The 16,172-nt window shown below is 63.4% G+C and carries 15 protein-coding genes; 7 read left to right on the top strand and 8 right to left on the bottom strand.

The window, feature by feature from the left end:
• Positions 1-12 precede the first annotated feature (12 nt).
• Positions 13-339: a DUF1820 family protein gene (locus ABRP30_RS03055; RefSeq protein WP_241803931.1), complete on the top strand. Its 327-nt coding sequence runs from the start codon at positions 13-15 to the stop codon at positions 337-339.
• A 6-nt stretch (positions 340-345) separates the two neighbouring features.
• Here the strand turns inward: ABRP30_RS03055 and ABRP30_RS03060 are convergent, their stop codons facing one another.
• From ABRP30_RS03060 to ABRP30_RS03075, 4 genes are all read right to left on the bottom strand, one after another.
• A complete protein-coding gene (locus ABRP30_RS03060; RefSeq protein ID WP_241803930.1) occupies positions 346-891 on the bottom strand; it encodes a tetratricopeptide repeat protein in 546 nt (181 codons plus the stop codon).
• Between the two features lie 185 nt (positions 892-1,076).
• On the bottom strand, positions 1,077-2,360 hold the full coding sequence (gene hemL, locus ABRP30_RS03065) for a glutamate-1-semialdehyde 2,1-aminomutase (protein WP_012312573.1): 1,284 nt from the start codon (positions 2,358-2,360) through the stop codon (positions 1,077-1,079).
• Positions 2,361-2,377: 17 nt separating this feature from the next.
• Complete coding sequence (gene thiE, locus ABRP30_RS03070) at positions 2,378-3,001, bottom strand: thiamine phosphate synthase (protein ID WP_241803929.1); 624 nt, start codon at positions 2,999-3,001, stop codon at positions 2,378-2,380.
• A 14-nt stretch (positions 3,002-3,015) separates the two neighbouring features.
• Positions 3,016-3,813: a hydroxymethylpyrimidine/phosphomethylpyrimidine kinase gene (locus tag ABRP30_RS03075; RefSeq protein ID WP_241804121.1), complete on the bottom strand. Its 798-nt coding sequence runs from the start codon at positions 3,811-3,813 to the stop codon at positions 3,016-3,018.
• Positions 3,814-4,078: 265 nt separating this feature from the next.
• Here ABRP30_RS03075 and ABRP30_RS03080 point away from each other — a divergent pair, with 265 nt between their 5' ends.
• From ABRP30_RS03080 to ABRP30_RS03095, 4 genes are all read left to right on the top strand, one after another.
• The gene (locus tag ABRP30_RS03080; RefSeq protein ID WP_349975243.1) at positions 4,079-6,070 is read left to right on the top strand and encodes a 7TM diverse intracellular signaling domain-containing protein; all 1,992 of its coding nucleotides are present in this window, start codon (positions 4,079-4,081) and stop codon (positions 6,068-6,070) included.
• A gap of 184 nt (positions 6,071-6,254) precedes the next feature.
• Positions 6,255-7,907: an acyl-CoA dehydrogenase family protein gene (locus tag ABRP30_RS03085; RefSeq protein ID WP_349975244.1), complete on the top strand. Its 1,653-nt coding sequence runs from the start codon at positions 6,255-6,257 to the stop codon at positions 7,905-7,907.
• Positions 7,908-7,975: 68 nt separating this feature from the next.
• On the top strand, positions 7,976-9,439 hold the full coding sequence (gene amn / locus ABRP30_RS03090; protein ID WP_267820745.1) for an AMP nucleosidase: 1,464 nt from the start codon (positions 7,976-7,978) through the stop codon (positions 9,437-9,439).
• A 6-nt stretch (positions 9,440-9,445) separates the two neighbouring features.
• Positions 9,446-10,075 (top strand): pseudouridine synthase, encoded by a 630-nt coding sequence (locus ABRP30_RS03095; RefSeq protein ID WP_267820747.1) that lies wholly within the window; start codon positions 9,446-9,448, stop codon positions 10,073-10,075.
• 100 nt (positions 10,076-10,175) lie between these two features.
• On the opposite strand, the gene ABRP30_RS03100 is transcribed toward ABRP30_RS03095, so the two are convergent.
• Together ABRP30_RS03100 and ABRP30_RS03105 are read right to left on the bottom strand one after the other, a co-directional pair.
• Entirely contained in the window at positions 10,176-10,379 is a 204-nt protein-coding gene (locus ABRP30_RS03100) for a DUF2788 domain-containing protein (RefSeq protein ID WP_241803924.1), read from the bottom strand.
• Between the two features lie 30 nt (positions 10,380-10,409).
• Positions 10,410-10,886 (bottom strand): Lrp/AsnC family transcriptional regulator, encoded by a 477-nt coding sequence (locus ABRP30_RS03105; protein ID WP_003249795.1) that lies wholly within the window; start codon positions 10,884-10,886, stop codon positions 10,410-10,412.
• Positions 10,887-11,280: 394 nt separating this feature from the next.
• On the opposite strand from ABRP30_RS03105, the gene ABRP30_RS03110 reads away from it, so the two are divergent.
• Entirely contained in the window at positions 11,281-12,120 is an 840-nt protein-coding gene (locus ABRP30_RS03110) for a DUF6515 family protein (protein WP_267820749.1), read from the top strand.
• Between the two features lie 3 nt (positions 12,121-12,123).
• Here ABRP30_RS03110 and ABRP30_RS03115 read toward each other — a convergent pair whose 3' ends face one another.
• Positions 12,124-12,993: a cation diffusion facilitator family transporter gene (locus ABRP30_RS03115; RefSeq protein ID WP_241803921.1), complete on the bottom strand. Its 870-nt coding sequence runs from the start codon at positions 12,991-12,993 to the stop codon at positions 12,124-12,126.
• A 25-nt stretch (positions 12,994-13,018) separates the two neighbouring features.
• Complete coding sequence (locus ABRP30_RS03120) at positions 13,019-13,438, bottom strand: polyribonucleotide nucleotidyltransferase (RefSeq protein WP_241803920.1); 420 nt, start codon at positions 13,436-13,438, stop codon at positions 13,019-13,021.
• A 116-nt stretch (positions 13,439-13,554) separates the two neighbouring features.
• On the opposite strand from ABRP30_RS03120, the gene hrpB reads away from it, so the two are divergent.
• Complete coding sequence (gene hrpB / locus ABRP30_RS03125) at positions 13,555-16,080, top strand: ATP-dependent helicase HrpB (protein WP_349975245.1); 2,526 nt, start codon at positions 13,555-13,557, stop codon at positions 16,078-16,080.
• The last annotated feature ends 92 nt before the right edge of the window (positions 16,081-16,172 follow it).

Below are 16,172 nucleotides of genomic sequence, written 5' to 3' on the forward strand. Positions count from 1 at the left end.
ATCCCGGCAAACATGAGCAAACGCGAACCCGCCATCTATAAAGTGATCTTCCTCAACCAGGGGCAGGTCTTCGAGATGTATGCCAAACAGATCTATCAGAGCGACCTGTGGGGCTTCCTGGAAATCGAGGAATTCGTTTTTGGTGAGCGCACCCAGATCGTCGTCGATCCGAGTGAAGAAAAGCTCAAGAACCAGTTCGAAGGTGTGATCCGCAGCTTCGTGCCGATGCACTCGATCGTGCGCATCGACGAGGTGGAGCGCCTGGGCACGGCCAAGATCAGCGAAGCCAAAGGAACTGGCAATGTGATGCCGTTCCCTGTGCCGATGCCAGAGAAGTAACGCGGATCAGGGGAGCGGCGAGAACGGCGTGCGCCCTTCGGCGCTTTGCAGTTCCAGCAGGTATTTGCGGAAGATCTGGCCGAGTACCTGGGTGGCATGCTCCAGTTCATCGCGGGGCATCTGCTCGGTGACTTCGTCGGCCATGTCCAGCGCATCCTCTGCACCGTTGACCGCTGCCATTTTCAGCAGGATGTAGGCCTGTACGTTGTTGGCCTCGACCCCTTCCCCATGAAAGAACATGCCGCCAAGGCGGTACTGGGCCTGTGCATGGCCTTGCAGCGAGGCTTTTTCGAACCAGTCCAGGGCCAGTTTCAGGTCTTTGGGGGTTTGCGTGTAATAGTACTCACCCAGTTCGTACTGCGCCTGGGCGTCCCCGGTCGCCGCCATCTGCTCGCAAGCCTTGAGGGCGTTTTGCTGGTCCTCTGGCTGGACATTGAGCGTGCAGCGCCCCGTTGCAGGAATCAGCAACGAGTTACCGCCCTCCGCCAGTGCCAGCAGGGGCTGAAGAAGCAACAGGCAGCCCAGGGCAAGGGCGCGGCCGGTGCGGTTCATGGGGATCGACATACCTCTGCAAAGCTACGGCCAATGTCTCTGGTGGCACATTATGGGATAAGCAGCGCCAACCTTACAAAGTTTTACTCGAATTTATGTGCCGGTGGGGAAAGTTGCGGGTGTGGCCGGGCATTTATTGCCAGAGCGCTTCGCCCGATTGCCCGGCGAAGCGCTCTGGCTGCGCTTTACTTCAGTGCGGCAAATGCCCGCTCAGCCGCGTCCAGGGTGATCTGCAGCTCCTTGTCACCGTGTGCGATGGAGGTGAAGCCGGCCTCGAAGGCGCTAGGTGCCAGGTAGACGCCACCGTCGAGCATCAGGTGGAAGAAGCGCTTGAAGCGCTCGGCATCGCTGGCCATCACGTCATCGAAGGTGACGATATCGTCGGCGCCGCTGAAGTACAGGCCGAACATGGCACCTGCCTGGGTCGTCACGAACGGCACGCCAGCGGCATCTGCGCGCTGCTGCAGGCCGTCGAGCATGCGGCTGGTGAAGTCGCTCAGCTCGTCGTGGAAGCCTGGGCGGCTGATCAGTTTCAGCGTGGTCAGGCCTGCGGCCATGGCCAGCGGGTTACCCGACAGGGTACCGGCCTGATACACAGGGCCCAGCGGGGCGATGCAGCCCATGATCTCGCGCTTGCCGCCGAAGCAGCCGACCGGCATGCCACCGCCGACGATCTTGCCGAAGGTCGACAGGTCCGGGGTGATGCCGTAGTAGCCTTGGGCGCCGCCCAGCGAGACCCGGAAGCCCGTCATCACTTCGTCGAAGATCAACACCACGCCGTGCTTGTCGCACTGCTCGCGCAGGCCTTCGAGGAAGCCAGGCGCTGGCGGTACGCAATTCATGTTGCCGGCCACGGGCTCGACGATGATGCAGGCTACGGTCTGGCCGACCTCGGCCAAGGTCTTCTCGACAGCAGCGATGTCGTTGAACGGCAGGGTCAGGGTGTGCTTGGCGAAGTCCGCTGGCACGCCTGCCGAGCTTGGCACGCCCTGGGTCAGCAAGCCGGAGCCGGCCTTGACCAGCAAGCTGTCGGAGTGGCCGTGGTAGCAGCCTTCGAACTTGATGATGGCGTCGCGGCCGGTGTAACCACGGGCCAGGCGGATCGCGCTCATGGTGGCTTCGGTGCCGGAGCTGACCATGCGCACCATTTCCATGGAGGGCACCAGCGAGCAGACAAGATCTGCCATCTCGGTTTCCATGGCGGTCGGCGCGCCGTAGGACAAGCCATGCTGCAGCTGGTTGCGCACCGCGTCGAGCACCTGTGGGTGGCCGTGGCCGAGGATCATCGGCCCCCACGAACCCACGTAGTCAACATAGCGCTTGTCGTCTTCGTCGACGACATAGGCGCCTTCGGCATGCTTGAAGAACAGCGGGGTGCCGCCGACGCTCTTGAAGGCGCGGACCGGCGAATTGACGCCACCTGGGATGTGCTTCTGGGCTTGGGCGAACAGGGATTCGGAACGGGACATGGGATCTTCTCTTGAAATCAGGAAGCGAACAGGGCGTTGAAGGCGCGGGCGCGGCGGGTGACTTCCTGCGCGCTGTCGGCACCGAACAGGCCATGGATCACCGCCAGCAGGTCGGCACCGTGGGCGACCAGAGGGGCGGCGTTGTCGAGGGTGATGCCGCCGATCACGGCGATCGGCAGTTTGACCTGGGCCCGGGCCTGCGCCAGCAGGCCAACATCGGCGGCGGGTGCACCGGGCTTGGTCACGGAATTGAAGAAACGGCCAAAGGCAACGTAACTGGCGCCTTCGCTGGCGGCCTGGGCGGCCAGGTCGAGGCTGGCGTGGCAGGTCGAGCCAATGATGGCCTGGCGGCCCAGCAGGGCACGGGCCGGGGTCAAGGGGCCGTCGGTCTGCCCCAGGTGCACACCGACGCCCAGGCGCGCCGCCAGTTCGGCATCGTCGTTGATGACCAGCTCGGTGCCGTAGCGTTCGCAGAGCTTGAGCAATGCTTGGGCTTCACGCAGTCGGCGGCCGTCATCATCGCTTTTATCGCGGTACTGCAGCAGGCGCACGCCGCCTTCCAGTGCCGCCTCGACATGGGACAGGAAACGGCCGGCGAGCAGCTGGCTGTCGGTGATTGCATACAGACCGCGTAGCTTCATCAGAAAGCCTCGTATCAGGAGCAGAAATCCAGGGGCAGGCGGCGCGGGACGAACTGGCCCTTGCCCAGCTGCTCGGCGTCACGCAGGGTGCGCCAGGTGTAGTCGAGGGCACTGCGCACTGCGCTTTGCAGGTGTTCGCCCAAGGCCAGGCGGCCGGCCAACGTGCTGGCCAGGGTACAGCCCGAGCCGTGGTAGCTGCCAGGCAGGCGCTGGCAGGTCCAGGTATGCCGCTGGCCATCGCGGCTGTACAGGCGGTTGTGGATTTCTTCTTCGTCGCCGTGGCCACCGGTGATCAGCAGGTGTTTACAGAACGGCAGCAATTTTTCGGCGCACTCGTCTGCGCTACCGTCAGGCAGCTCGGCAAGGATGCGTGCCTCGGGCAGGTTCGGTGTGGCAATGGCGGCCAGCGGCAACAGGCGCTCGCGCACGGCATAGCCGACCTCGTCCTTGCCCAGCCGGCCACCGCCACCGGCGCGCAGCACCGGGTCGCAGACCACCGGCAGGTGTGGGTGGGCAATGAGCAGTTCGGCGACGGTATCGACCATTTCGATCGAGCCGAGCATGCCCAGCTTGACCGCGGCGACCGTGGAGTCGGCCAGTACGGCATTGGCCTGGGCCAGCACCCACTCACGGTCGAGCACGCGGAAGTCGGAAACGTTGACGGTATCCTGTACGGTCAGGGCGGTTACCGCGGGTGCGGCATGACAGCCTTGGGCGATCAGGGCTTCGATATCTGCCTGCAAGCCGGCACCCCCACTTGGGTCGTGGCCGGAGAGACAGAGGACAACGGGGCGGGAGCTGTAGGTATTCATGGTCGGCGAGCTTACCACCAAACCCATTTGTACGGATCGTCCTACAAACGGTTTTTGTTGATCGATTGGTCAGCTTTCGGCTTCTTCATGGCCTGAAAGTATCGATCTAGAGCCTTTTTAGCCTAAATCAAGATGGCCCGTTGCCAGCCTTCAAAGCTATGCTAGAGTGCTCGGATAACTCGATAAACGGGCTTTGCCGGAATTCGTCGTCTCATAGGGATAGGGGGCCATTGCGACGTGTCCGGACACGCCATGCTGGGGCCGTATGCGCTATTTGCTGATTTTGCTTCTGGGCTGCTTGCCCGTGATGGCCACTGCGGTCGATTTCGACGACTCCACCCGGTACCTGCCGCTGGGCAGCACCATGCAGGTCTATGAAGACCGCAATGGCAGCGCCAGCATCGTTCAGGTCACCGCGCCCACCTTCGCCAACCGTTTTCGCCCACACCATGAACACGTGCTGAACGCCGGCTATTCGACTTCGGTGTTCTGGCTCAAGGTCGATTTACGCTACCTGGCCTCGGCGAACGCCGCACCGCGCCAATGGTTGCTGGAGCTGGCGTACCCGCCGCTGGATCACCTCGAGCTCTATCTGCCGGGTGCCGATGGTACCTACCGCCTGGCACAGCGTACCGGCGATGCCTTGCCCTACGCCAGCCGTCAGATTCTCCAGAACAACTACCTGTTCGAACTGCCGCTGCAGCCCAACCAGGCAACCACCCTGTACCTGCGCCTGCACAGCCAGGGCTCAGTACAGGCGCCATTGGCGTTGTGGTCTGCCGAGGCCTACATGGAAGAGCAGCCCACTCGCCTGTATATGCTGGGGATGATCTACGGGGTCTTGCTGGTGATGCTGGTGTACAACCTGTTCATCTTCCTCAGCGTGCGGGACGTCAGTTACCTCTATTACATCCTCTATATTGCCTCCTTCGGCCTCTACCAGGTGTCGGTCAACGGCGCAGGGGTGGCGTACTTCTGGCCGGACAGCCCCTGGTGGGCGAATGCCGCCACGCCGTTGTTCATCGGTGCGGCCGGCTTGTTCGGTTGCCAGTTCGCCCGCCACTTCCTGCGCCTGGGCACGATCAGCCGAGGGTTCGACCGCCTGCTGCAGTTATTGATGCTTGGCGCAGTGCTGGTGATGCTGCTGGCGGTGAGCATGCCCTATGGCATCGCCTTGCGTATGGCCACGGTACTGGCCCTGCTGTTCACCGTCAGCATTTTCGCCGCGGGGCTCTATGCCTGGGTGCGCGGCCTGCGGGTCGCGCGCTGGTTCATCATTGCCTGGACGGCGTTCCTGCTGGGCGGGCTGGTCAATACCCTGATGGTGCTGGGTTACCTGCCCAATGTGTTCCTGACCATGTATGCCAGCCAGCTCGGTGCGGCGCTGGAAGTGGCGTTGCTGTCCCTGGCGCTGGCCGATCGTATCAACAGCATGCGCGAGCAGCAGGCTCAGACCCTGCGTGATACCGGGCGCACGCTGGAACAACTGAACCAGCAGTTGGCCAGGAGCAACCATCTGAAGGATGAGTTCCTCGCCACGATCACCCACGAACTGCGCACCCCGATGAACGGTGTGATCGGCTCGCTGGAGCTGATGCACACCTTGCCGCTGAGCGCCGAGATGGCCCAGTACCACCGCACGGCGGTGGGCTCTGCGCAGAACATGATGGACATGGTCGACGATATTCTCACCCTCACCGAGTTGCAGGCCGGCCGCCTGCGCGTGCAGGCGGCGCCGTTCAGCTTGCGGCGCATGCTCCAGGAGCTGCGGGCCGGCTATGCCGGAACGGCGCTGGGCAAGGGGCTGTACCTGAGCCTGGACATCCCCGCCGAGCTGCCGGACGAACTGCTGGGCGATGCGCACAAACTCGCGCGTTGCCTGGGGTGCCTGGTGGACAACGGCCTCAAGTTCACCCACCAGGGTGGGGTGATGATCCAGGTGCGCGGCCATCGTCTTGGGCCGGGCAGCCTGGCACTGACCTTCACCGTCAGTGACAGCGGTATCGGCTTCGATGACCTGGACCAGGCGATCCTGTATCAGCGCTTCTTCCAGGTCGATGGCTCGATGACCCGTCGATATGGCGGGTTGGGCATTGGCCTGTCGATCTGCCGGCAGATGGGCGAGGTGCTGGGCGGCCAGCTGGTGCATGAGTCTACGCGGGGGCTGGGTAGCCGGTTCGAGTTGAGCCTGGAAGTGGCGATAGCGCAGGTGCAGATCCCGGCGGGGAGGGCGGTGTCGGGCAGTTCACGGCTCTGATGGCACAACGGTGTAGCCCCTGCCAGGGGTTGCACTGCGCCCTCTGCTCGGCCCGCCCACAGTTGACCGGGTGACCCCTGCGGGCAATTCAAATCACACGTTTAGTCACTATTGTCACTTTGTCTGCCCAGCAGTGAGTGCTTCACTGGACTTCTCAGCCCTACACGGCCTCCAGGAGCTCCCCATGAACCTGCACCAGTACGCTGAAACCCACGAAGTCACCAACCAGCCGCCATCGCTCGACGGTGCCAACCTGTACCGCCTGGACCTGCCACTGCAGGAGTGGTCGCGGCGTTTCGGGGCCGGCTGGGCCGAATCGCGGATCGATGCCTATGGTGCCTTGGCCGGTGGCCCGCTGATGGCCGCGGGCTTTCTGGCCAACGCGAACAAACCCGTGTTCAGCAGCCATGACCGCTACGGTCACCGCATCGACCTGGTGGAGTTCCACCCCGCCTACCACGAGCTGATGCGCACGGCCGTCGAGCACGGCCTGCCCTCGTTACCCTGGGCCGAGCCGCGCCCCGGTGCCCATGTAGCCCGGGCATCGATGACTTACCTGCACAGCCAGGCAGAGGCCGGTACCGGTTGCCCGCTGACCATGACCTTTGCCGCTGTGCCGGCGCTCAGGCTGCAGCCTGAGCTGGCCGAGTACTGGTTGCCGAAGGTTCTCGCCCGCGAATACGACCCGCGCAACGTCGGCGATCGCCACAAGGCGGGCGTGACCATCGGCATGGCCATGACAGAAAAGCAGGGCGGTACCGATGTGCGCGCCAACACCACCCGCGCCTATCCTGTCGGCAGCCCGGGGCCGGGGCAGGCCTACGAGCTGGTTGGGCATAAATGGTTCTGCTCGGCGCCAATGTGCGACGCCTTCCTGACACTGGCGCAGACCGACAAAGGCTTGAGCTGTTTCCTGTTGCCACGCCATCGCCCGGATGACAGCCGCAACCAGTTCTACATCCAGCGCCTGAAGAACAAGCTTGGCAACAGCTCCAATGCTTCCAGCGAAGTGGAGTTCCGTGGCGCGCTGGCCTGGATGGTCGGCGAGGAGGGGCGGGGCGTGCCGACCATCATCGAGATGGTGGCCATGACCCGCTTCGACTGCATGGTCGGCTCAAGCGCCCTGATGCGCCAGGCCTTGACCCAGGCCACCCACCACTGCGCACACCGCAAGGTCGGCGGCCGGGTGCTGAGCGAGCAGCCACTGATGCAGAACGTGCTGGCCGACTTGGCGCTGGAAAGCGAAGCGGCCCTGGCCCTGAGCCTGCGCATGGGGCAAGCGCTGGAGCAACTCGATGACCCGCAGCAGGCGCACTTCGCCCGGTTGGTCACGGCGGTGGGCAAGTACTGGATCTGCAAGCGCGCGCCGGCGATGATCAACGAAGCTGCCGAGTGCCTGGGCGGTGCCGGTTATGTCGAAGACAGCATCCTGCCGCGCCTGTACCGCGAAGCACCGGTCAATTCCACCTGGGAGGGCTCAGGCAACGTCCAGTGCCTGGATGTGCTGCGGGCACTGTCCAAAGAGCCGGGTGTGCTCGATGCGCTGTTCGCTGAACTGGGCGATGGCCATGGCGATCCACGGCTTGCCGCGCACATCGGCAACCTCAAGGGTGCGTTCACCGATACGAGTGACATCCAGTATCGTGCCCGGCAGCTGACCGAGGACATCGCCCTGGCGCTGCAGGCCAAGCTGTTGCTGGAGGCGGGTAACAGCTCTGTCAGCGATGCCTTCATCGGCAGCCGGCTGGCCGGCGGCGGCCGCGTTTACGGGGCGTTGCCGCGGGGCGTCGATGTTCAGGCGCTGGTTGCACGGGCCACGCCTGGCTGGCCCGTCTGACAGGGGATGTTTTTACTGGCGAAGGCAGGCAAGATGGCTGACATGCATGTCCAGACAGGAAGCACAGTGTGAGCCAAGCCTTTGTAGTCGTTGATACCCCCGAACAGGCCGTCGACCGTCTGGCGGCCTTGCATGAACAGGCCACCGGGGCCCTCAGCCAGGCCCTCAAGCGTTACCTGAAAGACCGCACCGAGCCGGACGCCGACGAGCGCGCCGTCTACCGCTACCCGGCGTTGCGCCTGACCTACTACAGCCACGGCGAAGTCGCCGCCACCACCCGTGCCTATGCCAAGGTGCAGGTAGCGGGTACTTACAGCGTCACGGTCACCCAGCCTGCGGCATTTCGGGGTTATCTGCTCGAGCAGTTGCGCCCCTTGATGCAGGACTACACCGTGACCGTCGAGGTCGGTGTCAGCGAACAGAACATCCCGTACCCCTACGTGGTCGACCAGGGCGATGAGCTGGCGGGCAGCGGCATCACTGCCGCCGAGCTGGCGCGGGTATTCCCCAGCACCGACCTGTCTGCCGCCACTGACGACATCGCCGACGGGTTGTGCGACTGGGGCAGTGCCGAAACCCTGCCGCTGGCGCTGTTCGACGCTGCCCGCGTGGACTTCTCGCTGCGCCGCCTGGTGCACTACACCGGCAGCGACTGGCGCCATGTGCAGCCGTGGATCCTGCTGACCAACTACCACCGTTATGTCGACCAGTTCATCAGCCACGGCCTTGAACAGCTGCGTGACGACCCGCGCTTCGTGCGCATGGTGCTGCCGGGCAACGTGTCGATCGAAAAAGGCATGGACCACGGTGAGGCGCAGGCCTTGGTGGCCAGCGTGGTCTGGCACCGCTATCAGATGCCGGCGTATCACCTGATCGCCGCTGACGGTGACGGCGTCACCCTGGTCAACATCGGTGTCGGCCCGTCCAACGCCAAGAACATCACCGACCACCTAGCCGTGCTGCGTCCACACTGCTGGCTGATGATCGGCCACTGCGGGGGCCTGCGCCAGTCGCAGACCATCGGCGACTACGTGCTGGCGCACGCTTACATGCGCCGCGACGGTATTCTTGACCGGGTGGTGCCGCCGAACATCCCCATCCCGGCCCTGGCCGAGGTGCAGCTGGCGCTGCAGGAGGCGGCAGCCCAGGTGACCGGCGAGCGTGGCGAGGAGTTGAAGAAGCGCCTGCGCACCGGCACCGTACTCACCTACGACGATCGTAACTGGGAGCTGCGCTGGGCCCAGGAACGGCCACTGATCAACCTGTCGCGAGCGGTGGCGGTAGACATGGAGAGCGGTACCATCGCCGCCCAGGGGTATCGCTTGCGGGTGCCATACGGCACCTTGCTGTGCGTGTCCGACAAACCGCTGCACAGCGAAATCAAGCTGCCCGGTTCGGCCAATGCCTTCTATAACCGCGCGGTCAGCCAGCACTTGAAGATCGGCATTGCCGCCCTCGACCTGCTGCGCACCGAGCTCAACTCGCTGCACTCGCGTAAACTGCGCAGCTTCGATGAGCCGCCGTTCCGCTGAGGATCCATGCCACTGCCACCCCGTTCCAAGCCGCGCCAGCCCAAGGCGCGGCCCGCCGGCCCAAGGCGCCAGCCCAAGGCACCGCCGGCCGAGCCGCGCCTGGTGCTGTTCAACAAGCCGTTCGATGTGCTGACCCAGTTCAGCGACGGCGATGGCCGTGCCACGCTCAAGGATTACATCGATATCCCTGGCATTTACCCGGCCGGTCGGCTGGACCGTGACAGCGAAGGTTTGCTGCTGCTGACCAACGACGGCGGTTTGCAGGCCCGCATCGCCGACCCCAAGCACAAGCTGGCCAAGACGTACTGGGTGCAGGTGGAAGGCGAGCCCAGCGACGAGCAGCTAAAGCGGTTGCGCGAGGGTGTAGAGCTCAATGACGGGCCGACCTTGCCGGCCGAAGCTCGACGCCTGGAGGAGCCCGAACTGTGGCCGCGCAACCCGCCGGTCCGCTTTCGCAAGAGCGTGCCCACAAGTTGGCTGGAGCTGGTGATTCGCGAGGGGCGTAACCGCCAGGTGCGGCGCATGACCGCGGCGGTCGGCTTGCCGACTTTGCGCCTGGTGCGTGTGCGGATCGGTGACTGGGCGCTGGATGGGCTGGAGCAGGGGTGTTGGCGCGAGGTGCCGGCCAAGCTGTAACGCTCGCTGGCGTCATCGCCGGCAAGAGGGCCCTGCAGAACATGCGCAGGCCTTGGCATCCATGGGCGCCAGCTTGCCGGTGATCAGGCTTGGGAGGGCGCTACACCCCTTCCAGAATCCCCACGACCACGGTCTTGATGATAAAGGCCAGCACCCCAAGCCCCAGCACGAAGAACAGGATCATCGTGCCAAAGCGCCCGGCCTTGGATTTTTTTGCCAGGTCCCAAACGATGAAACCCATGAAACCGATCAACACGGTGACCAGGGTGATCATCATCCACTCTTCGAATACAGCCGGATCCATCAGTGTTCTCCAGGCAGGCTCAGCAGCCAATCAACGAAGGTGGGTCAGGGGCAGTTCGGTGCTCGCCAGCACCTGATTGAGCACGAAGCTCGAGCGCACGCTGGTGACGCCTTCGATGCGGGTCAGGCTGCCCAGGAGCAGCTTCTGGTAGTGATCCATGTCCGGTACCACCACCTTTAGCTGATAGTCGGCGTCCATGCCGGTGACAAGGCTGCATTCGAGCACCTGTGGCAAGTTGCGGATGGCCGCCTCGAAGGTCTCGAAACGCTCCGGGGTGTGCCGGTCCATGCCGATCAGCACGTAAGCCGTCAGGCTCAGGCCGAGCTTTTTGCGGTCTAGCAGGGCGACTTGCCGCGAGATATAGCCGTCGTCTTCCAGTTGCTTGACCCGACGCGAGCAGGGGGAGGGCGACAGGCCAATACGTTCGGCCAGCTCCTGGTTGGAAATGCGCGCATCGCGCTGCAATTCGGCGAGGATGCTCAGGTCGTAGCGGTCAAGCTTGCTCATGGAAAAGGCCTTTTCTGATCGGATTGCGGTGAATTATCGATCCAGGGTTAAAAATTGCGCAAGTGCTATTTATCTGAGCAATCTTCGCAATCCGCTGCCGCCCCCTGTCACGTATCTTTATCAACAGAATCACTGCCCGGACATCAGTCCACGGCGACGCGCCCTAGGCGGGCGGTCGCGGCCAGCCATCCAACAGGATCCGCCAGGCCCCCGGGCTACGTACCTCCACAAGAGCGTATGAGGTGAGCCGGCGCCACAAGTGCCGAGCACGGACGACAATTCTCAAAGGGAGGCCACAAGGCCTCCCTTTTTTCATGGCCGCGATTTCATCTGTTTGTCCGGTACAGGCGCGGTAGACTGGCAGCGTGCCGTTATCTTTACCGTGAGGAACAACATGAAGTCGCGCATCTGGCAGTTGGCAGGTGTTGGTTTGCTTGGCGTGAGCATCTGTCTGGGGGCGCAGGCCCAAGGCCCTGACGATGGGCATGGTGGCAATGGCCGGCAGGATCCCAACGGCAGTTACGAAGGCCGCTCGCCGCTCAACTCGCGCGATGAAGTGCATCAGACCCAGCCCGCCCGCCAGGGCTACTATCAGGATATTCCCCGGCGCAATGCCGATTACCGGCACTGGGAGGCCGGCGGCCCTGGGCAACGGCCGGGCGGCGACTGGCAGGGGCGGCCGGATGGCCATGGCAATGGTTGGGGGCCGGGGCCGCAGTACCGCCCTGGGCACAGAGTCGACCGTTTCCCGGACCGCTACTGGAAAGTGCCGTACCGTGGGCAGGACTATTTCTACTCAGGCGGTTACTGGTACCGGCCGCAGGGCGGCAGCTACATCGTGGTCGCCCCGCCTTACGGGGTGCGGGTCGGCTACCTGCCCTCCTATGCACGTGAAGTGTGGGTCGGGGGTGCCCTGCTTTTCCTGGTTGCCGATACGTATTACCAGTACCTGGCAGACAGCCGCGAGTACGTGGTGGTCAGCCCACCTGCCGTCGCACCGGCCCCGGTGGCGCAAGCCCCTTCAAGCACTGCATACGATGTGGTGGCCTACCCGATGCACGGGCAAGGCCAGGAGCAACAGGACCAGGACCGCTACCAGTGTCACCGGTGGGCGGTGAGCGAGTCCAACTTCGACCCCGCCACCGCACCCAGCGCACCCCCGGCCAACGTTGCAGACCACTATCGGCGGGCGCTGGGGGCCTGTTTCAGTGGCCGGGGCTACAGCATCAACTGACCTTCAAACGGGGTCGGCATGCACCATCACATCCGCCTGTGGATAACGCTGGCGGATGACCTCAGAAGCCTGTACGCACAGGGCATGTGCTTCGTGCAACGGCAACTGCCCTGGTAGTTCCAGATGCAGTTGCACGAACCACTGATTGCCCGACACCCTGGTGCGCAGGTCATGTACACCTTTGACCCCGGCAATGCCCAGCACCAGTTCGACCATGCCCTCGCCGATGTCGCCGGGCAGTTCCTTGTCCATCAGGATTGCCGTGCTTTCCCGGGCGATCTGCAGTGCACTCCACAGGATGTACAGCGCGATACCCAGGCCAAACAGCGCGTCCAGTTGCGGCCAGCCGTAACGCGCCAGCAGCAAGGCCAGCAGGATGCTGCCATTGAGCAGCAGGTCAGAGCGATAATGCAGCGAGTCAGCACGCACCGCCGTTGAGCCTGTCACGCGAATGACCTTGCGTTGCAGCGCCAGCAAAGCGAGCGTCAGTACCAACGACAGCAGCATCACGCCGATGCCGATGGCGGTATCACCCAAGGGTTGTGGCGATTGCAGACGCTCGACGGCCTGAACCCCGATCAGTACCGCACTCACACCGATGAACACGGCCTGGGCCATGCCTGCCAAGGCCTCTGCCTTGCCGTGGCCGAAGCGATGGTCATCGTCAGCCGGGCGCAGCGCATAGTGCACCGCGAGCAGGTTGAGGAACGAGGCGACCGCGTCCAGCGCCGAATCGGTCAGCCCGGCCAGCAAGCTGACCGAGCCACTTAACCACCAGGCCACGGCCTTGCTCAGCACCAGGATGCTGGCCACCGCGAGCGACGCGCGGGTGGCCAGGCGTAGCAGGCGCTCGTTTTCAGCCGAGGTGATCATGCCGTGGGGGGCTTCCTTGCAGGTATCAGGCTGCCGGCACCAGGCCGAACGCTGCCAGTTGCTCGACGCTGCCGCGATGCTGGATCAACCGTGGGTCGTCCAGCGGCAGGCGCTGGCCCAGTTCGCTTTCGAGAATGGCTTGCAGCTTGAGGTTGTCGACCTTGCCATCGGGCTTGATGGCCTCGCGCAGTTTCTCTGGCGCTACCTGTGCCGTGGTGCCCCCGGGGTAGTAGATGGCGCCGGTGGCGAAGTCGACACCGAAGGCAATCAGGCCCGGGATCACGTAGAACAGAATACCGATGGCATCGAGGGCGACGATTACCGGGTCGACCTTGCCTTCGATCTGCCCGCGGCGATCAGGGTAGAACAGCGTGCCACAGGCCGTCAGCTGGGTCAGCAAGGTGGCGATGAGGGCGCCACCGATGACGCGGGATGGGATGCGCATTTGAATCTCCGAAGAAAGTTGCCACAAGGTGGACGATACGCCGGCACCTGATGCTAAGACCATGATAGAGCAGGCTGGGTTCGCCGTTATACTCGCCAGACTGTTCGAGGACCACCATGATTTCTTTACCAATCGATGCCGCCCTGCCAGCTTTGCGCCATGCCCTGGAAAACCGTCACGAAGCGGTGCTCGAGGCCCCGCCCGGCGCCGGCAAGACCACCCGTGTGCCGCTGGCGCTGTTGAATGAAACCTGGCTGGCCGGGCAGACCATCGTGATGCTGGAACCCCGCCGCCTGGCCGCACGCGCGGCGGCCGAACGGCTGGCCAGCGAGCTGGGCGAAAAAGTCGGCGAAACCGTGGGCTACCGCATTCGCCTGGACAGCAAGGTCGGGCCCGGTACGCGTATCGAGGTGGTCACCGAAGGCATCCTGGCGCGCCGGCTCCAAGATGACCCTGCACTGGACGGGGTGGGCTTGGTCATCTTCGATGAGTACCACCTTCGAAACCTTGACTCTGACCTTGCACTGGCTCTGTGCCTGAGTGCCCGCGAACTGCTGCGTGATGAGCCCCCGCTGAAGCTGCTCCTGATGTCCGCAACACTGGAGGGTGCTCGCCTTTCAAAGGTGTTGAATGATGCGCCTGTGGTCACCAGTGAAGGGCGGATGTATCCGGTCTCGACGGTTTGGGGTAGCCCCTATCAGCCGGGCGAGCGAATCGATGCGCGAGTCACAGACACCTGCTTGGCCGCCATCAATGAACAGTCGGGAGGAAGCGTTCTGGTTTTCCTTCCTGGGCAGGCAGAGATTCGGCGGGTGGCAGAAGACCTCAAGGAGCAGCTGAGCAGCCGTCCAGATGTGATCGTATGCCCACTGTATGGTGACCTCGATCTGAACGCCCAGCGTGCTGCTATTGACCCGGCACCCAAGAACTCCCGGAAGATCGTACTGGCCACGAACATCGCCGAGACCAGCTTGACCATCGAAGGCGTCCGGGTCGTGGTGGACAGTGGTCTTGAGCGAGTGCCGAAGTTCGATCCTCGCAGTGGCATGACCCGACTCGACACGCAGCGCATCTCGAAGGCCAGTGCTACCCAGCGTGCGGGGCGGGCAGGGCGCTTGGAGCCAGGCGTGTGCTATCGCCTGTGGTCGGAATCGCAGCACGAGCAAATGGCCGGCTACAGTACCCCAGAGATCTTGCAAGCTGATCTCGCAGCCCTGGCTCTGCAGCTGGCCCGGTGGGGAATGAAGCCGGAAGAGATGACCTGGCTCGACAAACCTCCATCAGCTCCTTTCGGCCAAGCCAGAGACCTGTTGAAGCGCCTGGGCGCGCTCGACGATGCAGGACAGCTCACACCGCACGGTTCGGCCATGAGCGAGCTTCCGGCGCATCCACGGATCGCTCACCTGCTCATCAAAGGCAATGCGATGGGCCTGGATGACCTAGCGTGCAACATCGCGGCGCTGCTGGGTGAGAAGGACATCCAGCGTGGAGCAGGTGCCGACCTTCACACCAGGCTGAGTGCCCTCTCAGGCGAGCAACATTCACGTCGAAGTGGCGGTTCCCTCCAGCGGGTAAAGCAGTCTGCTCGGCAGTACCGATCCCTGCTGCGTGGGAAGGCCTCCAGCCCTGTCAGCGAGCCCGATCACCCAAGATGGGTAGGTTGTCTCCTGGCGTTCGCATACCCTGATCGAATCGGCCTGCAGAGGCGTGCAAGTGCATCCGAATACCGTCTCTCCAACGGACGTGCTGCGGTGTTTTCAGAGCCCGATGCACTCACCAAGCACGAGTGGCTGGTGGTGGCCGACCTGGGTAGCCGGCAAGGGCAGCGCGAAGAGCGGATCTACCTGGCGAGTGATCTCGATCCGGCCTTGTTCGATGACGAGCTGGCTGACCTTGTGAGGTCTGTCGATGAGGTCGACTGGGACGAGAGGGAAGGTGTTCTGAAGGCTGAGCGGCAGTTGAAGGTTGGGCAACTGATCTTGTCGACGAAAGCCCTGCCGAGTCTTGATGAGCAAACCCGTTCGCTGGCCCTGGTCAACCTGGTGAGGCGCAAGGGCATCGAGCTCCTGCCGTGGAACCCGGAGCTTCGGCAGTGGCAGGCGCGGGTCGATCTACTGCGTCAGCTGGACATCCAGAATGGTCAGGCAGAGAGCAAATGGCCTGATCTCAGCGATGCCAATCTTCTCGACACACTCGAAGAGTGGCTCACTCCGTACCTGGCCAAAGTCACGAGGCTCAGCCACTTCAGCCAGTTGGATCTGCCGTCGATAGTCAGAAATCTCCTGCCGTGGCCGCTTCCACAGGAGCTGGAGAGCCTGGCGCCTCAGGCGATTCAGGTGCCGTCCGGCTCGAATATCCGCATCGACTACTTGCAGCATCCGCCAATCCTCGCAGTGCGGCTGCAGGAGCTGTTTGGCCTGGCAGAGACACCACGCATAGCCCAGGGCAAGCAGCCGTTGATTCTCCATCTACTGTCGCCGGCTCGTAGGCCAGTGCAGGTTACCCAGGATCTCGCCAACTTCTGGCGCAGCACCTATGTCGAGGTGAAAAAAGATCTCAAAGGTAGATACCCCAAGCATTATTGGCCTGAAGATCCATTGGTTGCTGAAGCGACAGCCAGAGCGAAGCCTAGGAAACCTTGAGGTTTGGGTGTGCCCTGCGGGAGCGGCTGTCGTGAATCGAGCTACTGCGTTTCTCGACCCTTACGGGCTTCCATCCTCACGCCTGGCGCGCT

Origin of the sequence: Pseudomonas sp. WHRI 8519, assembly GCF_040224055.2 — a bacterium.
GTDB classification, from domain to species: Bacteria; Pseudomonadota; Gammaproteobacteria; order Pseudomonadales; family Pseudomonadaceae; genus Aquipseudomonas; species Aquipseudomonas putida_X.